This is a genomic window from Rossellomorea sp. ABR4_012 (assembly GCF_056159545.1).
Map to the genome: position 1 here is coordinate 364,159 of NZ_JBSWVK010000004.1, position 23,228 is coordinate 387,386.

Annotated in this window: 28 protein-coding genes; all 28 read right to left on the reverse strand. The window is 41.2% G+C overall.

Going from position 1 to position 23,228, the window contains the following annotated elements:
* Window position 1: 1 nt before the first annotated feature.
* The 28 genes from flhB to trmFO all read right to left on the reverse strand — a co-directional run bounded on the left by flhB (window position 2) and on the right by trmFO (window position 23,189).
* Window positions 2-1,084: a flagellar biosynthesis protein FlhB gene (flhB, locus tag ACXAFV_RS17810; protein WP_475128432.1), complete on the reverse strand. Its 1,083-nt coding sequence runs from the start codon at window positions 1,082-1,084 to the stop codon at window positions 2-4.
* A 1-nt stretch (window position 1,085) separates the two neighbouring features.
* Window positions 1,086-1,862: a flagellar biosynthetic protein FliR gene (fliR, locus tag ACXAFV_RS17815; protein ID WP_475128433.1), complete on the reverse strand. Its 777-nt coding sequence runs from the start codon at window positions 1,860-1,862 to the stop codon at window positions 1,086-1,088.
* Between the two features lie 4 nt (window positions 1,863-1,866).
* Window positions 1,867-2,136, reverse strand: coding sequence for a flagellar biosynthesis protein FliQ (gene fliQ / locus ACXAFV_RS17820; protein ID WP_475128435.1), 270 nt, complete (start codon window positions 2,134-2,136; stop codon window positions 1,867-1,869).
* Between the two features lie 13 nt (window positions 2,137-2,149).
* Window positions 2,150-2,815, reverse strand: a complete 666-nt coding sequence (gene fliP, locus ACXAFV_RS17825; protein WP_475128436.1) for a flagellar type III secretion system pore protein FliP — start codon at window positions 2,813-2,815, stop codon at window positions 2,150-2,152.
* Entirely contained in the window at window positions 2,808-3,464 is a 657-nt protein-coding gene (locus tag ACXAFV_RS17830) for a flagellar biosynthetic protein FliO (RefSeq protein WP_475128439.1), read from the reverse strand. The genes fliP and ACXAFV_RS17830 overlap by 8 nt, the downstream gene beginning before the upstream one ends.
* 23 nt (window positions 3,465-3,487) lie before the next feature.
* Window positions 3,488-3,850 (reverse strand): response regulator, encoded by a 363-nt coding sequence (locus tag ACXAFV_RS17835; RefSeq protein ID WP_032088822.1) that lies wholly within the window; start codon window positions 3,848-3,850, stop codon window positions 3,488-3,490.
* Window positions 3,851-3,918: 68 nt separating this feature from the next.
* Window positions 3,919-5,127 (reverse strand): flagellar motor switch phosphatase FliY, encoded by a 1,209-nt coding sequence (fliY, locus tag ACXAFV_RS17840; protein WP_475128440.1) that lies wholly within the window; start codon window positions 5,125-5,127, stop codon window positions 3,919-3,921.
* The gene (fliM, locus tag ACXAFV_RS17845) at window positions 5,117-6,112 is read right to left on the reverse strand and encodes a flagellar motor switch protein FliM (protein WP_475128441.1); all 996 of its coding nucleotides are present in this window, start codon (window positions 6,110-6,112) and stop codon (window positions 5,117-5,119) included. Before fliM ends, fliY begins: the two co-directional genes overlap by 11 nt.
* A gap of 33 nt (window positions 6,113-6,145) precedes the next feature.
* A complete protein-coding gene (gene fliL, locus ACXAFV_RS17850) occupies window positions 6,146-6,571 on the reverse strand; it encodes a flagellar basal body-associated protein FliL (protein WP_475128442.1) in 426 nt (141 codons plus the stop codon).
* Window positions 6,568-6,783 (reverse strand): flagellar FlbD family protein, encoded by a 216-nt coding sequence (locus ACXAFV_RS17855; protein WP_475128443.1) that lies wholly within the window; start codon window positions 6,781-6,783, stop codon window positions 6,568-6,570. The genes fliL and ACXAFV_RS17855 overlap by 4 nt, the downstream gene beginning before the upstream one ends.
* A gap of 79 nt (window positions 6,784-6,862) precedes the next feature.
* On the reverse strand, window positions 6,863-8,086 hold the full coding sequence (locus ACXAFV_RS17860; protein WP_475128444.1) for a flagellar hook protein FlgE: 1,224 nt from the start codon (window positions 8,084-8,086) through the stop codon (window positions 6,863-6,865).
* Window positions 8,087-8,156: 70 nt separating this feature from the next.
* Complete coding sequence (locus ACXAFV_RS17865) at window positions 8,157-8,549, reverse strand: TIGR02530 family flagellar biosynthesis protein (RefSeq protein ID WP_475128445.1); 393 nt, start codon at window positions 8,547-8,549, stop codon at window positions 8,157-8,159.
* 14 nt (window positions 8,550-8,563) lie between these two features.
* A complete protein-coding gene (flgD, locus tag ACXAFV_RS17870) occupies window positions 8,564-9,196 on the reverse strand; it encodes a flagellar hook assembly protein FlgD (protein WP_475128447.1) in 633 nt (210 codons plus the stop codon).
* A gap of 8 nt (window positions 9,197-9,204) precedes the next feature.
* Entirely contained in the window at window positions 9,205-10,425 is a 1,221-nt protein-coding gene (locus ACXAFV_RS17875; RefSeq protein WP_475128449.1) for a flagellar hook-length control protein FliK, read from the reverse strand.
* 30 nt (window positions 10,426-10,455) lie between these two features.
* On the reverse strand, window positions 10,456-11,040 hold the full coding sequence (locus ACXAFV_RS17880) for a MotE family protein (protein WP_475128450.1): 585 nt from the start codon (window positions 11,038-11,040) through the stop codon (window positions 10,456-10,458).
* A gap of 4 nt (window positions 11,041-11,044) precedes the next feature.
* Window positions 11,045-11,491 (reverse strand): flagellar export protein FliJ, encoded by a 447-nt coding sequence (fliJ, locus tag ACXAFV_RS17885; protein ID WP_475128451.1) that lies wholly within the window; start codon window positions 11,489-11,491, stop codon window positions 11,045-11,047.
* Window positions 11,488-12,816: a flagellar protein export ATPase FliI gene (fliI, locus tag ACXAFV_RS17890; protein WP_475128453.1), complete on the reverse strand. Its 1,329-nt coding sequence runs from the start codon at window positions 12,814-12,816 to the stop codon at window positions 11,488-11,490. Before fliI ends, fliJ begins: the two co-directional genes overlap by 4 nt.
* Entirely contained in the window at window positions 12,813-13,592 is a 780-nt protein-coding gene (gene fliH / locus ACXAFV_RS17895) for a flagellar assembly protein FliH (protein ID WP_475128454.1), read from the reverse strand. Before fliH ends, fliI begins: the two co-directional genes overlap by 4 nt.
* Complete coding sequence (fliG, locus tag ACXAFV_RS17900) at window positions 13,585-14,598, reverse strand: flagellar motor switch protein FliG (protein WP_175988982.1); 1,014 nt, start codon at window positions 14,596-14,598, stop codon at window positions 13,585-13,587. The genes fliH and fliG overlap by 8 nt, the downstream gene beginning before the upstream one ends.
* 12 nt (window positions 14,599-14,610) lie before the next feature.
* On the reverse strand, window positions 14,611-16,200 hold the full coding sequence (gene fliF / locus ACXAFV_RS17905; protein ID WP_475128455.1) for a flagellar basal-body MS-ring/collar protein FliF: 1,590 nt from the start codon (window positions 16,198-16,200) through the stop codon (window positions 14,611-14,613).
* Between the two features lie 33 nt (window positions 16,201-16,233).
* On the reverse strand, window positions 16,234-16,539 hold the full coding sequence (gene fliE / locus ACXAFV_RS17910) for a flagellar hook-basal body complex protein FliE (RefSeq protein ID WP_475128457.1): 306 nt from the start codon (window positions 16,537-16,539) through the stop codon (window positions 16,234-16,236).
* Window positions 16,540-16,553: 14 nt separating this feature from the next.
* The gene (gene flgC / locus ACXAFV_RS17915) at window positions 16,554-17,018 is read right to left on the reverse strand and encodes a flagellar basal body rod protein FlgC (protein ID WP_475128458.1); all 465 of its coding nucleotides are present in this window, start codon (window positions 17,016-17,018) and stop codon (window positions 16,554-16,556) included.
* A 2-nt stretch (window positions 17,019-17,020) separates the two neighbouring features.
* Window positions 17,021-17,410, reverse strand: coding sequence for a flagellar basal body rod protein FlgB (gene flgB / locus ACXAFV_RS17920; RefSeq protein ID WP_475128460.1), 390 nt, complete (start codon window positions 17,408-17,410; stop codon window positions 17,021-17,023).
* 603 nt (window positions 17,411-18,013) lie between these two features.
* A complete protein-coding gene (gene codY, locus ACXAFV_RS17925) occupies window positions 18,014-18,793 on the reverse strand; it encodes a GTP-sensing pleiotropic transcriptional regulator CodY (protein ID WP_175988973.1) in 780 nt (259 codons plus the stop codon).
* A gap of 105 nt (window positions 18,794-18,898) precedes the next feature.
* Window positions 18,899-20,314: an HslU--HslV peptidase ATPase subunit gene (gene hslU, locus ACXAFV_RS17930; protein WP_475128461.1), complete on the reverse strand. Its 1,416-nt coding sequence runs from the start codon at window positions 20,312-20,314 to the stop codon at window positions 18,899-18,901.
* Window positions 20,315-20,365: 51 nt separating this feature from the next.
* Complete coding sequence (hslV, locus tag ACXAFV_RS17935) at window positions 20,366-20,908, reverse strand: ATP-dependent protease subunit HslV (protein ID WP_475128462.1); 543 nt, start codon at window positions 20,906-20,908, stop codon at window positions 20,366-20,368.
* A 16-nt stretch (window positions 20,909-20,924) separates the two neighbouring features.
* Entirely contained in the window at window positions 20,925-21,824 is a 900-nt protein-coding gene (xerC, locus tag ACXAFV_RS17940) for a tyrosine recombinase XerC (protein WP_475128463.1), read from the reverse strand.
* A 63-nt stretch (window positions 21,825-21,887) separates the two neighbouring features.
* Window positions 21,888-23,189, reverse strand: a complete 1,302-nt coding sequence (trmFO, locus tag ACXAFV_RS17945) for an FADH(2)-oxidizing methylenetetrahydrofolate--tRNA-(uracil(54)-C(5))-methyltransferase TrmFO (RefSeq protein ID WP_475128465.1) — start codon at window positions 23,187-23,189, stop codon at window positions 21,888-21,890.
* Window positions 23,190-23,228: the final 39 nt, after the last annotated feature.

Below are 23,228 nucleotides of genomic sequence, written 5' to 3' on the forward strand. Positions count from 1 at the left end.
CTTACAGTTTGTTTTTAATCCGATATACATAGGCCAAGATTTCAGCTACCGCTTTAAAAAATTCTTCCGGGACTGTATCTCCAATCTCGGCTGAATCGTATAAGGATCGTGCTAACGGACGGTTCTCAACCATCACCACATCATTTTCTTTGGCGATGTATTTTATCTTTTGCGCCAGATAATCCACTCCCTTTGCAACGACATAGGGAGCGTCTCGTTTGGATTCATCATACTTCAGGGCAATGGCAAAGTGAGTGGGGTTTGTAATCACCACATCTGCCTGCGGGACTTCTTGCATCATGCGGCGCATCGCCATTTCCCGCTGCCTTTGTTTTATCTTGGATTTGATCAGAGGGTCACCCTCGATATTCTTATGTTCATCCTTCAAATCCTGTTTTGACATCCGGATATTCTTTTCAAAATCGTATTTTTGATAAAGGTAATCAAAGACCGATAGAAATAACAACGCCAAAGAAGCGGCTATACCCATCTGAACGGCCAATTTTGCCATCACGGCCAAAGAATCTCCCACTGACTTGAAAGATAAACTCAGCACTTCTTCAATATTCGTCCAAAGAATGACGAAGGTGATGGCACCAATAAAAGAAATTTTCAAAATCGATTTTAACAGCTCGACTATGGCCCTTAACGAAAAAATACGCTTAAATCCCTTTATTGGGTCAATTTTTTCCAATTTCGGCTCCAGAGGCTTGGTGGTGAACATGACACCTACCTGAATATAGTTGGAAACAACACCTGCTGCAAGTGCAACCAGCATAATCGGTCCAAGCAGAAGCGCCAGTTCTTTCATAAGATCCATTGTGATGACCTGTACAGTATTTTCCGTTACCTCCATCAGCATATACTCCTGAAAGGAATGACGAAATAAATCAAATACAATATTTCCGATATATGAGGCACCAAAGGTTAAAAATAAGAAAACGGCCAGAAGGATGATTGCTGTATTTACATCCTGACTTTTCGCCGTTTGCCCTTTCTTTTTAGCATCTTCCCTTTTTTTAGGGGTGGCTTTTTCTGTCTTTTCACCACTGAAAAACTGTAAATCTAATGATAACCACTGCACCTTACGAGCCTCCAATTAACTTCATTAAATCCCTCATGGTCACCAACATCATTTCAAATAACTTCTGCATGACCTTAAAACTAACACCCATCACAATAAAAAGAACAATAAATGACACCGCTATTTTTATGGGGAAACCCACTACGAATACATTAAGCTGCGGCACGGTCCTTGCAACGATCCCTAAGGCGACATCGACCAGGAAGAGAGTGGCTACAACTGGAATGGACATTTGAAAAGCGATAATGAACATGGAATTAAATGCCTTGACTATATATTCAATCAACACTTCATCACCAAATGGTATCCATGGGCTGTCTATCGGTATGAGTTGATAGCTGTAAAAAATACCATCAAGAATTAAATGGTGGCCATTCAATGCGAGCAGTAATAAGAGTGCAAAAGTGTACAAATATTGACCCATCAAGGGGGACTGGGCACCCGTCTGGGGATCAATGACATTCGCTATGGCAAAGCCCATCTGAAAGTCGATAAACCCTCCGGCTATTTGAATCGCAGAAATTATCATATAAGCAACAAAACCGATCAAAAGCCCGACCATTGCTTCTTTCATCACTAGCAGAAAGTATTGCCCGTTGATTTCAAATGCCTTCGATTCAACCGTATAATACATTACCCATGAAAGCATCAGTGAGAAGGCAACGCGATGCTGAGCAGGTATATTCCGGTATGAAAATAAAGGCATGGTGACAAAAAATGCTGAAACCCTAACAAAAACCAGTAAGAATACCGATAATACAGGTACTAGCTCTGCCATTCTATTAACCTACAAACCTTGTCAGGTCGGAAAAGATCTGTGATGAATAGGTGACGATTTTCGTCAGCATCCATGGACCGAAAAACACAATCCCGATCAATACAGCGACAATCTTAGGAATAAACGCAAGCGTTTGTTCCTGGATCTGTGTCGTCGCCTGAAAAATACTTACGATCAAACCCACCACAAGGGCAAGTACCAATAATGGTCCTGAAACGACCAAGGTTACATAAATCCCTCGCTCGGCCAGTGCTATAACAGATTCGGCATTCATAAAACTCACCTACTTAAAAACTTTCTAAAAGAGATTTAACGACTAAGTACCAGCCATCCACCAGTACAAAGAGCAAAATTTTAAACGGTAATGATATCATAACCGGCGGAAGCATCATCATTCCCATAGACATTAAAACACTTGCCACCACCATATCAATGACAAGGAACGGGATGAAAATCATGAATCCGATCTGAAAAGCTGTTTTAATCTCACTTAAAGCAAATGCCGGTACGAGTGATGTCATCGGGATATCAGCAATCGACTCCGGTCTTTCTGCACCTGAGTAGTTTAAAAAAAGCTCCAGATCTTTCTGCCTGGTATGTTTACTCATAAATTCTTTAAAAGGGACAGCTGCTTTCTCATACGCTTCTTCAAGATTGATTTCTTCATTAAAGAGTGGTGTCAACGCCTGATCGTTAACCTCCTGGAATGTCGGTGCCATGATAAAGAAGGTAAGGAATAGGGAAAGTCCAATCAATACCTGGTTAGGCGGCATTTGCTGTGTCGCCAGTGAAGTCCTTACAAAGGAAAGGACAATCATGATCCGTGTAAAAGATGTCATAAGGATGAGTATACTCGGAGCCAGGGAAAGAACCGTAAATAAAAGTAAAAGCTTTACACTTGTGGAGACAGAATCCGCTGAGCTGCCATTAAAAAATTCCATAAATTCATTCATCTGAATGGTTCTCCTTATTCCTTAAATCCTTAAGCACCCTTTTTCTTCCTTTGCTCATTTCCTCCAGCTGTGTTTTCAGATGGGATTGGAAAGAGCTTGGAGAAGGATCTGATTGACTGCCCTTTACTTTCCTCAGCAGATTAGAAACCACTGCTTTTGAGTCTTTCAGCTGTTCAGTCCCAGTATGATAGAAAGCCAGAATCTCTTCTTTCTCTTTTTCGTCCTGTACCTCTTTTAAAAGCTGAATGTCTTCACCTACTCCTAATACCAGCACCTGATTCCCCACTTTCACAATCTGCACAGAGCGGTTGCCCCCAAGGGGTGCACCGCCTAAATGGTTGATCATTTTTGTCTGCTGAAATGATCTTCCTTTTTGATTGATGAATTTCAACAGGAAGTAAATTAGGGCTACAACAAAAATCAAGGCAAAGATCATTTTTACGTAATCAAAAAAACTGACCGTCGGGGTTTGCGTCTCTGCAGGGCCTAATTCTTTCGAGACAGGAGCATCTTGGTTTTGTTCACTCTCCCCTTTAGGTTCTTCGTACCAATCATTTACAGACTTCATTCCGGCAAGTGCCGTTGTCCCTCCGGTACTTGCCATTATTAAGATACATATTAGAGTCACTACTAGTTGAAGCTTTTTCAATCAATACACCTTCTTAAAAACTGTTAGCTTAAAGCCTTTTGGATCGCTTCAATTACCCGGTCCGCCTGAAATGGCTTAACGATGAAGTCCTTAGCTCCTGCTTGAATTGCATCGATTACCATTGCCTGCTGACCCATTGCAGAACACATGATGATTTTCGCACCGGGGTCCATGGCTTTAATATCCTTCAACGCTGCGATACCGTCTTTTTCAGGCATTGTGATATCCATTGTGACCAAGTCCGGCTGTACTTCTTTGTACTTTTCTACAGCCTGGGCTCCATCTGCAGCCTCACCCACTACTTCAAATCCGTTTTTTGTCAAAATATCTTTAATCATCATTCGCATAAATGCAGCGTCATCAACTATCAAAATTTTATTCGCCATCGCCGTCATCCTCCATCTTTTAAATTATTTATCTTAGCTTTTTTACATTCTTAGAAGTAAAACAGCCATTATCTAAGTTTATTCAACCGATCACTCGGACTGACGATATCGGTGATACGAACACCGAAATTCTCATCAATTACCACGACTTCCCCTTTTGCAATCAACCGGCTATTCACTAAAATATCGACAGGTTCCCCGGCTAACTTATCGAGCTCGATGATCGAGCCGGAAGACATCTCTAGAATATCCTTCACTGAACGATTTGTTCTTCCAAGCTCAACCGTTACCTGTAAAGGGATGTCGAGAAGCATATCCAGGTTTTTTGTTTCCTGCTGTCCCAATCCGGATGGTTCAAAATTTGAAAACGTCGCCGGCTGCACATTAACAGGCTGCTGGCTGGAATAACTTTGCCCTCCGAAATGCTGAGGCGCAGCATGCTGCTGGCTAAACTGTGCTGAAGCAGGACCCGCACCTGCAAATTCTTTGGACATGTCGTCTTGAATTTGACCACCGCGAGGCTGCAAATGGGATTCATGATTCACCTCAGGAGACTCTGAAGGAAGGTTTGTCTCTTCTGCTATTTCTTCGCTTCCTCCATTCATCAGCTCATCTACGAGACTTTTGGCAAAACTCAATGGAAGCAGCTGCATAATACTTGAATCGATGAGATTTCCGATCTTCAGTGAAAAGGATACCTTAACAAGCAAGTCCTGATCCGGGATGTTTTCCTGTCCTTCCCCTTGAGGGATATACATCAGATCCACAGATGGAGGAGAAATGTCAACTTTTTTACTGAAAACCGTCGACATTGATGTGGCCGCCGATCCCATCATTTGATTCATTGCTTCTTGAACTGCGCTTAACTGGATTTCCCCGAGTTCCCCGGACGGATTCATCCCGTCTCCACCCAGCATTAAATCAGCTATGATCGAAGCATCCGATTGTTTGATCACTAACAGGTTTGCACCTGAAAAACCTTCAGTATATTGAACTTCTATTGCAACGTATGGATGAGGAAATTCTTCCTCTAAGGAATTTTTATTCACAATGGAAACTTTAGGGGTTGTAATTTCAACTTTTTGATTAAGCAAAGTTGATAGAGCTGTTGCAGAACTTCCAAAAGAGATGTTCCCAATCTCCCCTAAAGCATCTTGTTCCATTGAATTGATATAATCTTCTATGTTCATCTCGCCGGCATCTTGCTCTTCAGGTTCTGCAGAACCTCTGAGAAGCGCATCGATTTCATCCTGTGATAACATATCATCACTCATCATCGTCGTCTCCCCCTTTCAATGATTCTAAAATTTGTATCGCCAGTCTGTTGTTGGATTTGCCAGGCTGGGCAGTGAATTTTGGAATCTCGCCGACTTTTATGGCTAGCGGGTCATCGATTCTTGTATTCAATTGAATGACATCCCCTTCATCGAGCATCAGGAAATCTTCGATCGAGATTTCAGAGTTTCCGAGCTCAGCGACCACAGGCACGTAAGCTTTCTTTATTCTTTTCTCGAGGTTTGCCGCTTCTTCAGGCTTGATATCTTTTTTCTTCGATTCCATCCAGTAGCTTCCAGACAGCTTAGGAAGTATAGGTTCCAATACAACATGCGGGATGCAAATATTGATCATTCCACTTGTTTCGCCTATCGTCGTATTTAATGAAATGACTACCACTGTTTCATTTGGTGACACCATCTGAAGGAATTGAGGGTTGACTTCAAACTCCGCAAGTACCGGATCAACATCCACTACAGTGCTCCATGCTTCGCTTAAGTTTTCAAAAGCACGCTCAAACAACTGGGACATGATGGTGGTTTCAATCTCTGTCAGATTCTCAACTTTATTTACACTGACACCCTTTCCTCCCATCACTCGGTCCATCATTGAATAAGCGATGTTCGGATTGATTTCCATAAGGATCCTCCCATCCAGAGGAGGAAGCTCATATACATTGAGAATCGTCATCTTTGGAACTGAACGAATAAACTCTTCATAAGGTATCTGGTCAGCAGAAGCAACATTAATTTGTACATATGTTCGAAGCTGCGCTGAAAAATACGTCGTAAGGATCCTTGCAAAATTCTCATGTATGCGGGTCAAGCTTCTAATTTGATCTTTAGAAAATCGTAAGGCCCGCTTAAAATCATATACTTTTACTTTTCTCTCTTCTTCTTCTTTTTTAAAATCATCCGCGCTCATCTCACCTGTGTTCAATGCCGATAACAGGGCATCGATTTCACTTTGCGATAAAACATCTGCCATTTCTTCACCCCCGGCCCTTGCATATTACGATCTTCACTGAATCATCATAGAGGTGATGTACACTTTTTCTACCATGCCTTCTTGCATCAGGGAGTTCACCTTTTCCTTGACCTTGTCTTCAATCAGTTCTTTGCCCTTTTTCCCCTGCAGGTCGTCTGCTTTCATTTCAGAAAGTTCTTCTATGATGATGTTTTTGACTTGGAAATCTCTTTTCTCTAACTCTTCTTTTGCTTTCTTGTTTTCCGTTTGAATCTTGAAAGATATACGTATAAAATCATTGCTTAATAGATTGGTTGTGATTTCCGGTATATCGACAGAGGCTTCAATAACCTCTTCAATGGAAGGCTCCTTCGCTTCTTCCTCATCTGAAAATTTCAAAATGACAACCAGTGCGATCACTCCTACCAGAGTGATCGTTACCAGTAAGATCATCATGATGGTTAAGAATTTGTTTTTCATTCTGAACCACCCCCTTTGAACGCAGGATCAAGCAGGTTTACTTTACGGAAAAAACCAAGAGTCTTCACAGTCACTTCGTCTACCGATTCTTTCACTACATATCTTCGCCCATTGGTTAATTGGATCGTCGTATCCGGAAACGCCTCAACCGTCTCTATGTAAAAAGCGTTAAGGGTAAAGGATTTACCGTTCAATCTAGTTAACGTAATCATATTATGTAGAACTGACTCATTCCTGAAGCTGAAACAGCTTCATGCTATGAGTCAGCCCCTTACCTCCCTTAGTAACGAATTATCGCTTTAAATTAACCAATTCCTGTAAAATTTCATCTGAGGTAGTGATGATTCTTGTGTTTGCCTGGAATCCGCGCTGAGCTGTGATCATTTCTGTGAATTCTTCAGATAGATCGACATTGGACATTTCGAGTGAACCTGATTGCAGTGAGCCTCTTCCTTCTCCGGCTAACCCCATGTTAGGGAGCCCTGAGTTATTGGATGCCTGGAATAAATTATTACCTGCTTTCGTCAGTCCGCCTGGATTGGAGAATGTTGCTAAAGCAAGCTGGCTTAAAACTCTCACTTCACCATTTGAAAATACCCCGTTCACTTCCCCTGAAGAACCTATATTGAAGCTCTCAAGGTATCCTTCCGAGTTACCGTTCACAGTATCTGTATTCGCGGATGAAGAGCTGTCGAATTGGGTGATGTTTGTGAAGTCCATTTCGATTTCCAAGTCGTTTGCCCCATTCGTGTTAGTCAGATTCAATGCATGCGGCATAGCAGTGGTCAATTTACCATCTGTATCAAAATTGAACGATAGGTTTGCGCCGCCAGCGACTGTTATTCCATCGGTCAAGCTGGTTATACCTGCTGTCCATGCGTTATTACCAGTACTTTTGGTCAGGGTAATTTTCAAACTGATATCGTTTCCTTGAGAATCCTTTACTTTTGTTTCAATATTTACTTCGGTACCTGCTTCAGCAGTGGCTTTTAAATTCCCATTGTATGCTGCCTTGGTTGTCGCTTGCGGTGCCATTGTCGTATCGGTATCTATTTTGATATCCGTTACTCCTGAGCGATTGACAACACCATCTGCATCAACAGGATAACCCTGCACAAGTGCGCCCCCGCCAGTCACAAGACTTCCGTTTGAATCTAAATAGAAGTTTCCGGCTCTTGTGTAAAGTTCATTATTACCCTGTCTGACCATGAAGAACCCATCACCTGAGACCGCAACATCCAGTGATCTTCCAGTGGTTTGTAGACTTCCCTGTGTCTGAATACTATCAATGGATGAAAGTGTAGAACCTAATCCTACTTGCATCGCATTTTGACCACCACGGTTCTCAGTTGCCCTGCTTGCTCCTGAAACTGTTTGGTTCATAAGATCCTGAAACGTTACACGGCCTTTCTTATAACCATAAGTATTGACATTTGCAATATTATTCCCAATGACGTCTAGTTTTGTTTGAAAGTTCTTCATTCCGCTGATACCTGAATACATTGAACGTAGCATGAATTTTTCCCCTTTCGTGTTAGCTGCTTCTATCATTCCACAGCTTTTAGGCTTCCTTTAAAGGTCCAGCCTATGAATCAATTAATATCGTACCGTTGATATTTGTGAAAATCTGCGAATTTGCTTCCTGCCTGTCCAGTGCCGTTATGACTGTCTGATTTTTTGCACTGACGATTAATGCAGCGTCTTTCAGGAGAACGAGTGATTCCTGAACTCCCTTGGATTTTGCTTCGTTTACTTTTTTTCCTATTTCTTCCCAAATCTGTGGGGAAATTGAAATTCCTCTCTGTTCCATCCTTGCCCTCGCATGCTTACTAATCTGCATTTCAGTTGAACGGGTTATTGCCTTATTCAACTCGTTTGCAAATGAGCGACCCCTATCAGTAATTGAATCAACTGCTTTCGGCTTGAAGCCTGGCGTCAGAGGCTGCGATGGAACTCGATGCAAGAAGGCTTTATCCATACAACCACTCCTTGTTAAGATTCGATTTTTAACAGATTATCGCTTAGGACTTTCTCACCTGTATCAGTATGGATCCAAATTCGGGAATCCTTTGATGACACGGACTTCACAATACCGCTGAATTCACCTTCTTCCCCTTCCCAAGTCACTTTCTTCCCTATTAACATCGATGCATTGACCAGGGAAACTTCTGAAGCTGTCCCATCATTCACTTGTGAGATATTGCCCGGTGTGAGAATGGTGCCATCTTCCATGACAAATTCAACGTTATCCGCTTTAAAACGGATCCCTTTGACAATCCCTTGCCCTTCTGAAATTTCCGGCGCTTCATTTGAATCCGATTCTGTTACCTTATGCCAGGTCACCTGTTTACCGACGAATTGATTGTAAGCAATCAATTGGGATTGATTTTGATTCTCTACAAACTTCTCCATTGTCTTTGTCAGGTTCGTCATCTGCTCCAATGATGAAAAGGTAGCCATTTGAGCAATAAAGTCCTTATCCTGCATGGGGTTCATCGGGTCCTGATTCTGAAGCTGGGTCATCAGGATTTTCAGGAAATCGTCTTTACCTAAAATATCATTTCCACCTTCACGCTTGTTCGTCTGCAAGGTTGAATAAAGTAAATTTGGATCTATCTTTGTCATATCATCACCTATACTTCGCTGTTTACTAGATATTCTTTAAAAGATGCTGCATCCTGTTCCTCATCATTATTCGAGGTTTCCTGATGGCTTTGTTTTGATTGACCATTAGGCTGCTGCTGCGATTGACCTTTGGATTGTCTTTCCGGATCTGTGAGTGCCTGTGAGATTTCAATCTTCTCAACCTGTAAATTTTGTGAAGTAAATGCCTGCTTTAATCCTTGAAGCTGCGAATCTAGTAAATCTTTCACATTTGCTGTCGTAGCCAGGATCTTTGCTGTCATGATCCCATTTTGCTGAAGCAGCTCGATACGCAATGAACCCAATTGTTCCGGATATAACTTAATCAAAAGCTTACTCATATTTGGCTGGTTCTGCATGTGCGACCTGCTTAATATGGTTTGGAGATCTTTTACAAATTGTTCATATTGTATCTGTCCCTTTGCCTGTGACAAAGTCATCGTAAATTGTTCTGTTCTGGGAAGTACAATATGAATATTATTTCCTGATACTGCCTGCACGTTCTTGTTCTGGTCCGTTTGCACCCCTTCCCTAATCATCTCGGTTGGCATATGACGGTTATATGCACCCTTCATGACTTCATTCCAGCTCTTCGGCCGATCCGTATAACCAGTCATCGCAGTATCTACTTTGTGATGAAGCTGTTTCAACAGATCCTTGATTTCAAATGCTTTTTGAACATCTGGGATAGGAAGTTCTTTTTGATTGGCAAGTAATTCAATTACTTTAGACAGCTTAACGAGCTGCTCCACCCCTTGAAGATTCTTTGATTGATTCGTACTAAAAGACAACTGAACAAGGTGTAAAACTGCTGCCAGAGATTCCAAGGAAATCTCTCCATCAACCTCTTCCTCATTAAGGGAAGATATCACATCTTGAAGCTCTGAATGCAGCTTGTTGATTTCAGTAAGGTCGAATCCCAAAATGTCTGCGATTATCCCAATATCCAATTCACCCATCTGTTCCAAGGTCATTAATTGTTCTTCGGATAGCCCCATCCCTTCCAATCCTTCTGTACCAAGCAATTGACTTATCACAGATAAATCTGCGGAAACTTCATGATCTGTCAAAGCATTTTGGGGGCTTGTGCCATTCAAACTTCCAAGCAAATGATGAGAAAATGATTCATTCACAGGCTTAGATTTCAAAGAATTCAATCCCTGTACGGCTGTCCCTTTATGCTGTACAGATTTCATTATGCCTATATCCACTGTTTCACCTCCTCTAAAGCGGTTAATTATCTAGCTTTCATCCGCAGACAATAACCCCGTATATCTTGCAGCATCCTCAGGCGGCATTTTCTCCAATATGTCAGCCAGATCATCGGGTTTGATACTGGAAAGGATTTTTATTGCCTCTTGATCCTCCATTTTCAAAAGCACCGGTGCCGCGCTTTTGGCAGACATTGATTCAAATGTACTTACGACTTCTTTAAATGCCCGCTTATTTTCTTCACCAATCTGTCTTAGTTCTTCCAGCTCTAGCTTTTGCTGTTCAATGGTTGCCTGGAGCTTCTCATTTTCATTTTCTTTGCCGCCGATCTCACTTTGAAGCTGGGAGATTTTTGCCTCTTTGTCTTCAATGGATGCTTGCAATGAGACGATCCGGCTCTTAAGCTGCTCCTGATCTTGCTCAATTTCAGATGGGAGTATTTTTGATACGAAAGGAACGGACTGTGCTTTTTCAAATACATTTATTCCTGCCACCGTCATGACAACCAAAGCGATGGTAATGGCAAATAAGAGAGGAATGAATACAACAAAAACAATCCATTGAAAGCGACTATTTGACTTGGTTTCTTTCTCTTCTTCGATCACTTTTGGCATTCTATCACCTAATTCCCCGATTCATATATTGAACAACGGACACTTCATCCAACTGTTTATTCTCATTTTCTTTCAACCTTCGCAAAAAAAGACTCAAATCTTTTTCTTTAATCTTTTCATATTTCTTTACTTCTACATTCATTTCGACCAGCTTTTCTTCATACCAATTCATACGGTTGCGCGCTTGAATCACAAGGTCCTGGTAATAAGAAATGGTCTTTTCCAAATTTGTTATGAATTGTTGATGATGACGAATGTCTTGTACAGATAGACCAAATTGAAGTTTATCGGCCTGGTGGAGTTCCAACTCTTCTTTCTTTTTAAGAAATTCATAAAGCTTTTCTGCTACTTTTTCAAACTTTGAAATGGCACCTTTGTATTGCTCATTTACTTCATCTTTCTCTTTTTCCTTGAGGGTTAAGATCCGTTCAAACCGATATTGATAACTCATTGTCCCCCATCACCTTTTTCTGCCAGCTGTATCAGCTGGTTTATGCTGTCTGCCTGTGTAATTTGTTCATACGTGCCTTGTTTGAGGAAAGAAATAATTTTCGGATAGAAGTGTATCGCTTCATCTATTTCTCTGGAAGATCCTTTCTTATATGCTCCGATTTGAATGAGGTCTTCTGAGTTGAGGTAGGTACTGAGCAATTCCCTGATCTTCACTGATGCTTGCAAATGCTGTACAGAAGCAAGATGATTCATAAGGCGGCTGACGCTTTTTAATACATTGATTGCCGGGTATTGTCCCCTGTTGGCTATTTGTCGATCCAATACAATATGACCGTCCAATATTCCCCTGACTGTATCGGATATCGGTTCATTAAGATCATCACCATCCACCAGCACAGTATAAAATGCAGTGATGCTGCCTTTTAAGTTGGTTCCCGTTCTTTCAAGCAGCTTTGGAAGAATCGTAAACACGGAAGGAGTATATCCTTTTGTCGTCGGCGGTTCGCCGACAGCCAGGCCGATTTCCCGCTGAGCCATTGCTACGCGGGTTGCGGAATCCATCATCAACATCACATTCAAGCCTTTATCGCGAAAATATTCCGCTATGGCAGTTGCTGTAAAAGCACCCTTTATTCTCATGAGGGCCGGCTGATCCGATGTAGCCGCAACGACAATCGTCCTTTTCAATCCATCTTCCCCTAAGTCCCTCTCTATGAACTCCCTGACTTCCCTGCCGCGTTCCCCTATTAAAGCAATGACATTCAAATCAGCTTTTGTATTACGGGCTATCATACCAAGCAAAGTGCTTTTTCCTACTCCGCTTCCCGCGAAAATCCCCACCCGCTGGCCTTTACCTACGGTCAACATACTGTCGATCGCTTTCACTCCCACTTCCATGGGTTCATTTATCGGAGGCCTAGAGAGAGGGTTTGGCGGTTCTTGGTCGGTATAAGCGGCAGTCATTCCACCAGGCAGCATACTGCCGTCCATTGGATTTCCCAATGAATCCACGACTTTTCCGATCAAGGCCGGACCAATCTTAATTTCAAGCGGTTTTGAAGTAGCTTCGACAAGACTCCCCGGTGAAATATCCTGCATATTTGAGTAGGGCATAAGGATGACCAGTTGACCATTAAAACCCACCACTTCAGCCGGGATGATTTTCGGAACCCCGCGGCTGAAAATATGAATATGGCAAACCTCGCCGACAGAGCTTTCAGGACCTTGAGACTCAATCATCAGTCCGACTGCCCGTTTAACTTTCCCATATTTTTTAAACGTAGGGATCTGAGTTATATGCGGTAGTAGGTCTCTTGCTTTCATGTCGCATCCTCCTGCAGAATTTCCAGCAGTCTGTGTTTTAATTCTTTTAGCTGGGAATCGATACTGACGATAATTCTCCCTTGGTTTGTTTCTATGTAGCTTTGCTCCGGGTTCAACTCATCGTTCGCATAAATAAAACATTGTACATTTGCTGGAAATATCACTTCTAATTCCTCTTTATTCTCCATTAGAAGGGTGTATCTCGAAGGATGGCAATGAATTTGCACTTCAGGTAATTCCCTTACTTGATTCAATCCCCGTTTGATAATTGAGATAAATGTCTCCGGATCCTCATCTATCTTTTGTCCGATGATTTTTTCTGCACTTGCAATAGCAAGGGAAACGATCACTTTTTCGGCATTTTCCAAATACACATAATATTGTTGTTTATTGGCTTCGACAATATTTTCTGCTTCCTTGAGACGTTGGGTGTAATCCTGGTACCCCTTTTTCATGCCTTCTTCTTCACCTTGCTGAAAACCGACATTATAGGCTTCTTGAATGTACTGCTCGCGTTCTTTCACCCAGTTTTCTTTTTCCTGTTGAATTTGGATACGGATACGCTTTTGCTCCTCAAAAGCCTCTTCAAGCATCTTGTCCGCTTTACCTTGTGCTTCTGAAATCAATTTCTCCAATTCTCTATTTTGAAGCTGCTGATTCTTTTTATCATTTTCATGAGAAAACTTTGTCTTTGAAGAACGGATTTCTTTGAGCGCTATGACCTTTTCTTTCTTCTCCCGAGTATGAGCCACAGAAGATTTGATGATCCTAGACAATGATATCGTCCCCTCCACCACGGGCAATGATGATCTCCCCGGCTTCTTCTAATCTCCTGATGATTGCTACAATCCTTGACTGTGCTTCCTCAACATCACGAAGTCTGACAGGACCCATAAACTCCATCTCTTCTTTCAACGTTTCCACCATACGGTTAGACATATTCTTAAATACGATTTCCTTCACTTCATCACTGGAAACTTTAAGTGATAGAAGGAGATCCTCATTGTCACAATCCCTGATGACACGTTGAATGGAACGGCCATCGAGGGTAACGATATCTTCAAATACAAACATTCTTTTCTTAATTTCTTCAGCCAATTCAGGATCCTGTATCTCAAGCGCATCGAGAATGGTTTTCTCTGTAGATCGGTCTACTCCATTCAGGACTTCGACTACCGCCTCTACCCCGCCGGTTTGAGTATAATCCTGTGTAACAGTCGCTGATAGCTTTCTTTCAAGGATCGCTTCAACTTCACTGATTACTTCCGGTGATGTACCATCCATGATGGCAATTCTCCTTGCAATATCTGCCTGAACTTCTTGAGGAAGCTCAGAAAGGATCTGCCCCGACTGCTGGGGATCCAAATAAGATAGAATGAGAGCAATCGTTTGCGGGTGCTCATTCTGAATGAAGTTCAGGATTTGTGCTGCATCCGCTTTTCGAGCAAAGTCGAAAGGCTTTACCTGTAACGATGATGTCAAACGATTGATTATTGCTGCCGCCTGGTCTGATCCAAGTGCCTTCTCTAACACTGTTTTCGCATAGCCGATCCCGCCTTGAGATATATAGTCCTGAGCAATTGCGATATTATGAAATTCTTCTAAAATATCTTCTTTAGCTTCAGTCTCTACCTTTCTTACTCCTGATATCTCCAAAGTCAGCTTCTCGATTTCTTCTTCCGATAAATGTTTATAGACTGATGCGGACACATCGGGACCAAGTGAGATCAAGAGGATGGCCGCTTTCTGTTTGCCTGATAATTCTTTCTCTCTTCTAACCATGTGCTCACCCTCCTAATCTTCCGCTAACCAAGTTCGAAGTAATTTAGCGAACTCTTCCGGTTTTTCTTTAGCCATTCTTTCAAGCTGCTTGCGTCTGATTGATCCCTCTGTCTCTTCTTTTGGTTCGATATCAGGTATTTCTTCAGGAATACGTGCCTCTTCATAGAACAATTCTTCTTCCTCTTTCTTTTTACGAGCTCTCAGAAGGAAGAATACAAGTAATAGAATGATAACTAGCAAAATACCGCCGACCACGTAAACCCACCAAGGCAACGCCTGCTTAGAGCCTTCTTCAAATTCCATCTTACCGTTGAATTCCTGAACGGAGACGACCACTTTATCTTCTACTGCTTCATCTGTCAGCTCAGGTGCAGCTTCTTTATCAATGGAAGTTCTCACGATAGTGGATAATATTTGCTGTATATCATCGATGCGATTTTGAGGAAGTGAATTCTCATCTTCAGGATTCGGAGGTTCAACCATAACCTGGATTCCTAAATCACGAATTTTATAAGGGCTCTCCACGATCTCGGATCTTATTCGATTCACTTCATTATTGATGGTTTCTTCAATTCTTTCATAATCTCCGCCCGATTCTGTTCCTTCTTGATACGAATCAAGAGTATCATCAGTATCTCCCCCTGATGGTACCCCGCCAGGACCGGCACCTTCACCGGAAAACGTTTCTGTAATCCGCTGTGCACTAACTGCAATCCCTTCCATATTTTCTTCGTCAACAGGGGTCACCAGGTTTTTTTCATGGTTTGCCTGGGTAAAGTCAATATCAGTCGATACCGAAACGACCACTTTATTGAAACCGATCAATGTCCCTAGCATATTTTGAACCTGGCGTTGAATATCACGCTCAATTTCTTTCTTTACATCCATTTGCTGTGTGATATTTCCGCTCCCCATGGAATTATTTTGAGATTCCAAGTCAAAGTACTCAAAAAATTGGTTCATGATGACGATATTCTCTGTAGGAAGGCTTGGAACGCTTTTAGATACTAAATGATAAAGCGATTTGATTTGCCGCTGGTCCATATTAAAACCAGGGTTTGTGTTCAGGACGATCGATGCAGTTGCTTTCTGAACATCATCATTCAGAAAAACCTGCTCTTCAGGCAGATTGATCATGACCTTCGCATCTTTAACACCATCAATTCCTTTTATCAGATCTACTAGCTCTGTCTGCATAGCATCAAGCTTCATTACATTGAACTCATTATCTGTCATTCCAAAACCGGCATTTTTACTGAAGAAAGAGTAATCGATGCTTCCGGAGTTCGGGATTCCTTCAGCTGCCAACTCTACTTTTAACGTGTCTACCTGTTCAGTTGGAACCAAAATGGCGGTCCCGCCTTCAGTAATTTGAGAAGGAATTCCCCTCCCATCCAGATTTTCCTTTATGGTGCCTGTTTCTGAAGGAGACAGATTTTTATAAAGCGGTGCCATCGGGGTTCTTGTTGTAAGAAAGACTGCAATACTTATAAGAATAATGAAAGAAAGCAAGATTGCTACCATGCTGATTTTTTGTTTTTTTGTTCGGCTTGTCCAATACGTCTTTATCTGTTCTGTATAGTTCTTAAACGATTCATTCATTACAATCCTCCGGTACTCGACTGCATGTATCCATTACATTGGCATTCTCATTATTTCCTGATACGCTTCGACAACCTTATTGCGCACTTCCATGGTTGTTTGAAGAGTGATGCTTGCTTTCTGCGAGGCAATCATCACTTGGTGAAGGTCAACGTTTTCACCCCGTACCATTTTTTCTGTCATTCGGTCAGAATTTATCTGTGTTTGGTTTACTTCTTCGATTGTCTTCTTAAGCAATTGACCGAAGTTTTCTGTAGCATCTGAAGGTGAAACTTGTTTTTTTGAAAATGACGGACTTAAAACTCCGGGATTCACCGAACTTATATTGTGAATGCTCATAAGTATGTGCCTCCTTATTTACCTATTTCTAATGATTTCATTAAAATCGATTTATTTGCGTTGAAAACGGTGACGTTTGCTTCATAAGAACGTGTCGCCGATATAAGGTCGACCATTTCACGCAGGGGATCGACGTTAGGCAGTTGTACATACCCCTCATCATTGGCATCAGGGTGTTCGGGGTCATAAACCATTTTAAAAGGAGTCTTTTCATCTTCCTGTATTTTCGAGACTTTGACTCCCTGCCCTACTGCATGATTTTCTCTATTATTCATCGCTGCATTCAGGAACGAAGAAAAACCTGCTTCCTTTGGTTCCATCACGATCGATTTTCTTCTATATGGCTCCCATTCTCCGTTTTCATTCACTTTCGCTCTTGTGGTATCTACATTGGCCATATTGGAAGAAATGATATCCATCCGTAACCTTTGAGCTGTCAAAGCTGAAGAGGTAGTGTTCATACTATTGAAGATTGACAATGCTATTTCCCTCCTCTGACTACTGACTGCAACGAGTTAAATTTCCCATTAATCCGGTCTGTCAATGCATTGAAATAGATTTGGTTCGATGCCATTTCAGACATTTCGCTATCTAAATCAACACCATTCCCGTTATGGTTATATTGAAACGCGCTTTTTGTTTCTATAGCTGGATGCTGATTAGATGACTGAAATGTAAAATGCCTGGAATCGGTTCTTTTCGCATCTAATTGATTCATCGTATGTTGTAAGACTTTCTTAAATTCTACTTCTTTCGCTCTATAGTTTGGGGTATCTACATTGGCAATGTTTTGAGAGATCACTTTCTGATTTAAAGAGGCATAATCCAGGCCTCTTTCTAAATTCGTAAAAGTGCTGGAAAATAATTTCACATAAAACACCTCTATCCATTTATTTAGCAAGATACGGGTTTTTTTACAAATATAACTTCTATCCGTCCTTATTGTAATGTTTAGGTCGAATAGTGTCTATGAATATTCAGTATTTTTTAAAGAAAAACGTCGAAAAATGGAGAATTCATGACTTTAAACCTATATCAAGCCCTGTTTTTGGAAATTTATTTTAAAATATTTACCGTAGTATTTCATTTATATTTTTATATCATTACAAAGTTTTACACAGTTAATTTTATCAACGTCGTGTAATTTCCACTAGCTGTATATATTTCCAATTTAATTAATAGATAGGAAATCATTTCAAACAATTATTTTCTTTTATTTGTATTCACTAACGGTTTTAACCAATTATCCTCTGATTTTGTAATATTGTCGAAAAAAGTCGTAACAATAATGTAACAACTTAATTTTACTATCCATATAATAGAAGACAAGACCCAGCTTATGTCTATTAATAGTCCTTTTGACTTATTTACCGACCAGTTATTGTCTAAATATACTACCTTCTCAGCGGATTTTTGTTTGTACAAAAAAATCCGTTATTTCTTAAAAGAAATAACGGATTTATATAAAGAATTATTAATTTGTGCGAAGTTTTTCAAGTTCAAGCAGGAATTTATTGTTTAGTACTTTGATGTATGTTCCTTTCATTCCAAGTGAACGGGATTCAATTACTCCTGCACTCTCCAATTTACGAAGAGCGTTCACGATGACGGAACGGGTGATACCCACTCTGTCAGCGATTTTAGAAGCTACTAACAAACCTTCGTTTCCATTCAATTCTTCGAAGATGTGTTCAATCGCTTCTAGTTCACTGTATGACAGGGAACTGATCGCCATTTGTACCACTGCCTTACTTCTGGCTTCCACTTCGATTTCTTCTGCTTTTTCACGTAAGATCTCCATACCTACTACTGTAGCACCGTATTCAGCCAGAATCAGATCATCATCTTCAAAGCTTGCTTGCAGACGTGCAAGGATTAAAGTACCAAGGCGCTCACCACCGCCGATGATCGGCACGATTGTCGTTAAACCGTTCTTGAATAACTCTCTGTTTTCAACTGGGAATGCTGTATATTCACTTTCAACATCCAGATTTGGAGATGTTTCCTGGATATTGAACAGATTTTGCGTATATTCTTCAGGGAACTGACGATCTTCAAGCATTTGTTTCATTCTTTCATTCTCGATTTGCTGGTTAATCGCAAATCCTAGCAGTTTTCCTCGGCGGCTTACTACAAATACATTTGCTTCAATTACACTGCTGAGAGTCTCAGACATTTCTTTAAAGTTTACCGGTTTGCCGGCCGCCTTTTGGAGCATGGCGTTAATCGTTCTTGTTTTACCTAATAAATTCATTTTCATTTCCTCCTAGTACAACTAAATTGCATCTAATATTTTATTTTTTATTTTATCAAATTCACTAATCTTTTCTTCTATACCCAAATGAGCTATAGAAAAAACTTATAGGATGAATTGGCTTAAATCCTTGTCTTTTGAAATGGCCCCTAATTTATCATCGACATACTGCGGAGTTATTTTAATGGTTTCCAACGTAATCTCAGGTGCTTCAAAAGATAAGTCTTCAAGCAGCTTCTCCATAATCGTATGAAGTCTGCGAGCCCCAATGTTATCGGTATTCTGGTTAACGTCATATGCAATTTCTGCCAGCCTACGAATAGCATCGTCAGAAAATTCAATTTGTATACCCTCTGTATCCATTAATGCTATATATTGCTTAACGATCGCATTATCAGGTTCAATTAAGATACGGACAAAATCCTCTGTCGAAAGCTTTTGAAGCTCCACCCTGATCGGGAAGCGGCCTTGTAATTCCGGTATCAAATCAGACGGCTTAGACATATGGAATGCTCCTGCCCCGATGAACAACATATAATCGGTTTTGACCGATCCATATTTCGTCACAATGGTCGATCCTTCCACGATCGGTAAAATATCGCGCTGAACACCTTCCCTGGATACATCTGCTGATGATTGACCAGAGCCTTTACTTGCAATCTTATCAATCTCATCAATGAAGATGATCCCGGACTGTTCAGCCCTGACGATGGCATCCTGTGTTACTTCATCCATATCGATCAGCTTCTGTGCTTCTTCATTTATGAGTAATGTTCGTGCTTCCTTTACTTTCAGCTTTCTCTTTTTCTTTTTCTTCGGCATGAAGTTACTAAGTGCATCCTGCATGTTCATGCCCATTTGTTCCATCCCGGAACCTTGAAGCATATCAAACATCGATGCTTGCTGTTCTTCCACTTCAATGGTAATGAACTCTTCTTCAAGCTCTCCGTTTTGTAATCGCTGCTCTGCCCTTCTTCTTTGTTCTCTTAAAGACAGCTCTTCTTGTTTTTCTTCATCCTCATCCTGACTTTGGCCAGTGCCATTCCCGCCAAAGATCATTTCAAAAGGATTCTTATATGATGACGATTTCTTCTTCGAAGGAACCAGCAGCTCGACAAGTCGCATTTCTGCATTTTCGGCCGCACGCTCTCGTACACCTGCCATTTTTTCCTCTTTCACAAGTCTGACAGAGGTTTCCACAAGATCCCGGACCATCGATTCAACGTCACGACCTACATAGCCGACTTCTGTGAACTTTGTTGCTTCCACCTTGACGAACGGAGCACGTACCAATTTCGCAATCCTTCTTGCGATTTCCGTTTTCCCTACCCCGGTAGGACCAAGCATCAAAATATTCTTAGGTATCACTTCTTCTTTCATTCCTTCAGGAAGCTGGCTTCTGCGGTATCGATTTCTCAATGCCACTGCAACTGCTCTTTTCGCATCCTTTTGCCCGACAATATATTGATCTAACCTTTCAACTATCTGTCTTGGGGTTAATTGCTCAGCATTTTTTTTCAAATGACACACTCCTAACTTTTCTATAGTGTGAGAAAATCATATAATGAGCTATTACAATTCTTCTACAATGATCTGTTCATTGGTGTAGACGCAAATATCAGCAGCAATTTGCAATGAAGCTTTAGCAATTTCTTTAGCTGACAGATGTTCGCCGGAATACTGCTTTAAAGCACGACCGGCAGATAAAGCATAATTCCCGCCTGAACCAATGGCTAAAATTCCATCATCAGGTTCAATCACTTCTCCTGTGCCAGATACAAGAAGCAAATGATTTTCATCCATGACGATAAGCATTGCTTCAAGCTTTCTTAACACTTTATCACTTCGCCACTCCTTCGCAAGCTCCACGGCTGCACGCTGCAGGTTTCCATTAAACTCATGAAGTTTCCCTTCAAACTTCTCAGACAATGTAAAGGCATCCGCAACCGAACCTGCAAAGCCTGCCAGTACTTTACCATTGAATAGTTTCCGTACTTTTTTTGCAGTATGTTTCATAACGACTGCATTTCCAAATGTCACCTGTCCATCTCCGGACATGGCGCACTCCCCTTTATGTTGCACAGCAAAAATAGTGGTAGCATGGAATTGATCCATTGTATGACCTCCAATATTAAGCACGCGGATGATGTGCCAGGTATATTTTTCTTAACTGATCTTTTGTCACATGTGTGTATACTTGGGTTGCAGACAAATCAGAATGTCCCAACAATTCTTGCACCGTCCTCAAGTCTGCCCCATTATTCAACAAATGTGTTGCAAAAGTATGTCTTAACTTATGCGGGTTTATCTTTCCTGTCAATGAGGCCTTCTCAACTATCTTATTCAGGATAAGACGAATGCCCCGAGTTGTTAGGGCTCCGCCACGATGATTGACGAATACGGCAGAGTGACTTTGGTCTTTAATAAGCGACGGCCTTGATTGATTTATGTATGCGGTCAATGCATCATGAGCAAAGCTTCCGAAAGGGACATACCTTTCTTTGTTCCCCTTCCCTCTTACAAGGATTGTTGATAAAGCCATATCTACATCTTTCAACTGCAGGCCAGCACATTCACTTACACGAATCCCCGTACCGTAGAGAAGCTCAAAGATCGCCTTATTTCGTATATCCACCAAAGAATCTCCATCACAAGCATCCAGCAGATTCTGTATTTCTTCCTCATAAAAGAACTTGGGAAGCCGTTGTTCCTTTTTAGGAAGGTTTACAAAAGAAAATGGGTTTGTGTCCAGTTGTTCTTCTCGATTTAAAAATCGGTAAAAACTTCTTAAGCTTGAGATTTTTTTGGAAATGGATGCTCTCATTAACTTCTTTTCGTGAAGAACCGTTAAGAAGAGCCTCGCATCAGAATATTCCACTTCCTCTAATGAATGCAGGCCTTGTTCTTTCATAAATACGTAGAAATCTTGGATATCATGACGATATTGTTCAAAAGTATAAGTGGAATACTGCTTTTCTATTTGTAAATATTCTATAAATGAATGTAATTGTTCTGATAGTGTATTTGACATATCGTTAACACCTCACAAGGGCTACTAAATAGTAACACAACCTTGCGGCCCATGCAATTAATTTTACATTTTTTTCACAAAGTTCTGAATTGTTTCTAATGCCCGGTTAGCATGCTGTTCATTTCGTTCTTTTTTCCCTCTTATTTTTTCATGAAGGTCCGGGAATAGACCAAAATTGGCATTCATAGGCTGGAAATTCTTTTGGTTGGCTTTCGTGATATATCTTGCCATACTTCCAATTGCAGTTTCATGAGGAAAGACTACCGGGTCTGTATCTGCCGCAAGCCTTGCAGCATTGATGCCGGCAATCAGTCCGCTTGCAGCAGATTCAACATACCCTTCCACCCCAGTCATTTGTCCTGCAAAGAACAGGTTCTCTCTTCCCTTTATCTGATATGTATCTTTTAATACATTGGGTGAGTTTATGAAGGTGTTTCTGTGCATGACTCCGTAACGCACAATTTCGGCATTCTCAAGTCCCGGAATCAATCGGAGCACTTCCTTTTGAGGGCCCCATTTCAGATGAGTCTGGAATCCTACAATATTATATAACGTACCGGCTGCATCGTCTTGCCTTAATTGCACCACTGCATAAGGGCGTTTTCCTGTCTTGGGATCTTCTAACCCAACAGGTTTCAGAGGTCCGAACAACATCGTTTTCTTTCCTCTCGAAGCCATCACTTCAATCGGCATACAGCCTTCAAAGAATACTTCCTTTTCAAATTCCTTTAAAGGAACAGTTTCCGCAGAGATAAGTGCTTCATAGAAAGTATTGAATTCTTCCTCGGTCATTGGGCAGTTAAGATATGCAGCTTCTCCCTTATCATATCGGGACTTAAGATATACCTTGTCCATATCAATCGAATCTTTTTCAATAATTGGGGCTGCTGCATCATAAAAGTACAAGTGATCTTCTCCGGTCATACTCTTAATCTTCTCTGAGAGGCTTTCACTGGTTAAAGGACCTGTAGAGATAATGGTGATACCTTCCGGGATATCAGTGACCTCTTCATTGTATACAGTCACATTTGGATGGTTTTTCACATTTTTCGTAACATGTTCCGCAAATTCATGGCGGTCCACTGCCAAGGCTCCACCTGCAGGTACCGAACATGCATCAGCAGCTGAAATGATAATGGAATCCAAATGTCTCATTTCCTCTTTTAATACACCCACAGCATTCGTTAACGTATTGGCTCTTAGGGAGTTGCTGCAAACCAGCTCCGCAAATTTATCTGTATGATGTGCAGGCGTTTGACGGACTGGTCTCATTTCATACAGATTTACTTTTATACCCCTTTTTGCTATTTGCCAGGCGGCCTCGCTTCCGGCTAACCCGGCACCGATTACATTTACAACTGTCATCTATAAAAGTCCTCCTACTATACCCTATAATCTTCATTT

What these genes read in the sequence shown, in the direction of transcription:
- fliR (WP_475128433.1), bottom strand. Translation starts at nt 1,862, where the DNA reads ATGGCAGAGCTAGTACCTGTATTATCGGTATTCTTACTGGTTTTTGTT.
- fliF (WP_475128455.1), bottom strand. Translation starts at nt 16,200, where the DNA reads ATGAATGAATCGTTTAAGAACTATACAGAACAGATAAAGACGTATTGG.
- trmFO (WP_475128465.1), bottom strand. Translation starts at nt 23,189, where the DNA reads ATGACAGTTGTAAATGTAATCGGTGCCGGGTTAGCCGGAAGCGAGGCC.
- fliL (WP_475128442.1), bottom strand. Translation starts at nt 6,571, where the DNA reads ATGAAAAACAAATTCTTAACCATCATGATGATCTTACTGGTAACGATC.
- ACXAFV_RS17880 (WP_475128450.1), bottom strand. Translation starts at nt 11,040, where the DNA reads ATGCCAAAAGTGATCGAAGAAGAGAAAGAAACCAAGTCAAATAGTCGC.
- fliE (WP_475128457.1), bottom strand. Translation starts at nt 16,539, where the DNA reads ATGAGCATTCACAATATAAGTTCGGTGAATCCCGGAGTTTTAAGTCCG.
- hslV (WP_475128462.1), bottom strand. Translation starts at nt 20,908, where the DNA reads ATGGATCAATTCCATGCTACCACTATTTTTGCTGTGCAACATAAAGGG.
- fliI (WP_475128453.1), bottom strand. Translation starts at nt 12,816, where the DNA reads ATGAAAGCAAGAGACCTACTACCGCATATAACTCAGATCCCTACGTTT.
- fliQ (WP_475128435.1), bottom strand. Translation starts at nt 2,136, where the DNA reads ATGAATGCCGAATCTGTTATAGCACTGGCCGAGCGAGGGATTTATGTA.
- ACXAFV_RS17835 (WP_032088822.1), bottom strand. Translation starts at nt 3,850, where the DNA reads ATGGCGAATAAAATTTTGATAGTTGATGACGCTGCATTTATGCGAATG.
- ACXAFV_RS17855 (WP_475128443.1), bottom strand. Translation starts at nt 6,783, where the DNA reads ATGATTACGTTAACTAGATTGAACGGTAAATCCTTTACCCTTAACGCT.
- fliY (WP_475128440.1), bottom strand. Translation starts at nt 5,127, where the DNA reads ATGATGAGTGATGATATGTTATCACAGGATGAAATCGATGCGCTTCTC.
- ACXAFV_RS17860 (WP_475128444.1), bottom strand. Translation starts at nt 8,086, where the DNA reads ATGCTACGTTCAATGTATTCAGGTATCAGCGGAATGAAGAACTTTCAA.
- fliM (WP_475128441.1), bottom strand. Translation starts at nt 6,112, where the DNA reads ATGGCAGATGTTTTATCGCAAAGTGAAATCGATGCCCTGTTATCGGCA.
- fliP (WP_475128436.1), bottom strand. Translation starts at nt 2,815, where the DNA reads ATGAATGAATTTATGGAATTTTTTAATGGCAGCTCAGCGGATTCTGTC.
- xerC (WP_475128463.1), bottom strand. Translation starts at nt 21,824, where the DNA reads ATGTCAAATACACTATCAGAACAATTACATTCATTTATAGAATATTTA.
- flgD (WP_475128447.1), bottom strand. Translation starts at nt 9,196, where the DNA reads ATGACAAAGATAGATCCAAATTTACTTTATTCAACCTTGCAGACGAAC.
- codY (WP_175988973.1), bottom strand. Translation starts at nt 18,793, where the DNA reads ATGAATTTATTAGGTAAAACAAGAACGATTAACGCCATGCTCCAAAAG.
- fliJ (WP_475128451.1), bottom strand. Translation starts at nt 11,491, where the DNA reads ATGAGTTATCAATATCGGTTTGAACGGATCTTAACCCTCAAGGAAAAA.
- ACXAFV_RS17865 (WP_475128445.1), bottom strand. Translation starts at nt 8,549, where the DNA reads ATGGATAAAGCCTTCTTGCATCGAGTTCCATCGCAGCCTCTGACGCCA.
- fliG (WP_175988982.1), bottom strand. Translation starts at nt 14,598, where the DNA reads ATGGTTAGAAGAGAGAAAGAATTATCAGGCAAACAGAAAGCGGCCATC.